We start from the raw sequence: 1505 nt of genomic DNA, 5'->3' as shown, positions 1-1505 counted from the left end.
AAGATGCAGCATGGGTTTCATGTCTGGACCTCCTCAGGTAGTTTGCGGCAAGAAGTCGAGAATGACCAACAAAAGGCCTAAGACCACCCAAGCAATCTGGATCAGCCAAAACAGGATCGGGTCTTCATCGCGGGTCACATCGGACAGCAGAAACGCATGGCCCGAGTAGAAGTTTGGGATCGTCCAATAGAGAAACAGGAGCCCCCAGAGCGCTTGATAGCCGAGGGCCGTTGAGACCATCAGGATCACGAAGGTTGCGTAGTTCAGCAGTCGAGAGCGGGTCATTTCATGTCTTTCAAAGTGTTGAGAAGCATCTGAGCCGTGGTTTTTGCGCGCGCTTGCCACCCCACAGACATGCTCAATGAAGCTAGTGATGTTGCGTTGAAATAGACGGCTACGATGCCATGCGCTGTTGCCTGCAACTGGTCATTGTCAGCGTCAGGGAAATCAGATCGTAGAATGGTGGAAACCGCGTCTTCGAAATCGAGAACAACACTTCGACATTCAGCTTGGAGATCAGCGTCCTCGGCGGCCCGTGCCGTCAGCGCCGCAAAAACCAAAACGTATTCAGGTGACGACGTACCGGCCTCCGAAAACAGGATATCAACAAGCCATTTGGACCCATGGGTCGGGGGCGCCGCGGCAATCATGGATTCAGTTTGCTCAGTAAAACCGCGAAAAACATAGTCCTGCAACGCGGCGATCATGTCTTCACGGTTGCCAAGATGGTGGCGCACCAACGGGCGCTTCAATCCCGCTTCCTCAGCAATCTGTGCAAGCGACGCGCCTTCTACACCATAGCGAGCCACGCAGTGAATGAGAGCTTGCATGACCTGCTCATAGCGATCATCGCGGTTTGACGGACGACCAGCCATCTCAGTTCCAATAGCGAAGCGTGAGCGTTCTCGACGCATTCGGTCCCGCGACTGTCAGAGCATCGCCGAACCTTGGTGGAAGACCGCTCCTGCCCATGGAAGCGAAGCTGTAACCTTCGGTCGGGACCCCTCCTTCGAGGTCGAAATCGCCGTCACTATCTTCGTCATGCAAAGCCGCAATTGCGTATGAACCGGTTGGCAGATCATGGAATGCCACTGACACGCGACCTTCGTTTGCGGGAACGATGGCCAAGGCCGCAGCGTTCATGACGTCCATCGCTTCAAACGCGGTCGCGTCATCAAAGGCCGCAACGACCAATACACCGTTGGAGTTGCGTATGCCGTCAATGCTTGCGGTTAGAGCACCAGTTTCAGCTGCCAAGGCAGATGCGCTCAGAGTGCAAGACAAACCGATTGCAGCGGTGATCATTAACTTTCGGGGAAGCATCGCGCGCTCCTTAACTGTCAAGTGTGACAGCAAATAGGGATAGCGTATTTAACTGTCAATAGTGACAGTTAAATTGCTTCATGATGAGCAGCCTTTCGTCGAAAAATCATCAAAGGCAGTTTTGTCCGCACAGCAAACCTTGGCTTGTCACCCAACGAAAGGCAGCAATCGGTCCTATTTCG

At 53.6% G+C, this 1505-nt stretch carries 3 protein-coding genes; all 3 read right to left on the bottom strand.

The features are described from left to right. Positions 1-33: 33 nt before the first annotated feature. From A2I95_RS37175 to A2I95_RS37165, 3 genes are read right to left on the bottom strand one after another with little or no spacing between them, the layout of a single operon-like run. The gene (locus A2I95_RS37175) at positions 34-285 is read right to left on the bottom strand and encodes a hypothetical protein (protein ID WP_291737484.1); all 252 of its coding nucleotides are present in this window, start codon (positions 283-285) and stop codon (positions 34-36) included. After that, positions 282-875, bottom strand: coding sequence for a TetR/AcrR family transcriptional regulator (locus A2I95_RS37170; protein ID WP_291737483.1), 594 nt, complete (start codon positions 873-875; stop codon positions 282-284). The genes A2I95_RS37175 and A2I95_RS37170 overlap by 4 nt, the downstream gene beginning before the upstream one ends. Position 876: 1 nt before the next feature. Beyond that, positions 877-1323 (bottom strand): DUF2141 domain-containing protein, encoded by a 447-nt coding sequence (locus A2I95_RS37165; RefSeq protein ID WP_291737482.1) that lies wholly within the window; start codon positions 1321-1323, stop codon positions 877-879. Between the last annotated feature and the right edge of the window lie 182 nt (positions 1324-1505).

This window comes from Leisingera sp. F5 (assembly GCF_001593695.1).
The sequence above is the reverse complement of the archived record's forward strand: the minus strand, read 5'-3'. Positions and strand labels throughout refer to the sequence as shown.